Below are 327 nucleotides of genomic sequence, written 5' to 3' on the forward strand. Positions count from 1 at the left end.
CTTCTACCAATTCTTCATCTAAATTGGTTAATAGTTTATGTGATTCGCTTGTTGATTGTGTTGATTTAAACACTGTGTTTACATAAGATCTTAAAAGGCTAGTTGGATATTTTTTTGCACAAGCAATTAAAAAGCGGATGACGGTAGATTCATTGGAACCTTTCAATAACATGGTGGTTTTATTAATGTCTAAGGGTTGATTTAATATAAGGGTAGTAATTTTTTGATTATAATGGGGTTCATGTTTATTTAAAGATTTGATGATGGTTGCGATTAACTCAGGGCTTAAATCTTTTTTTAATGCATGAATTAAATAAAGTCTTATTG

1 protein-coding gene is annotated in these 327 nt (G+C 29.4%); it reads right to left on the bottom strand.

Features of this window, described 5'->3' with window-relative positions:
• The coding region (locus ABCO64_RS10400; protein ID WP_343089415.1) for a hypothetical protein at positions 1-327 on the bottom strand (327 nt) is incomplete at both ends.

Source organism: Methanocalculus natronophilus (assembly GCF_038751955.1).
GTDB lineage: Archaea > Halobacteriota > Methanomicrobia > Methanomicrobiales > Methanocorpusculaceae > Methanocalculus > Methanocalculus natronophilus.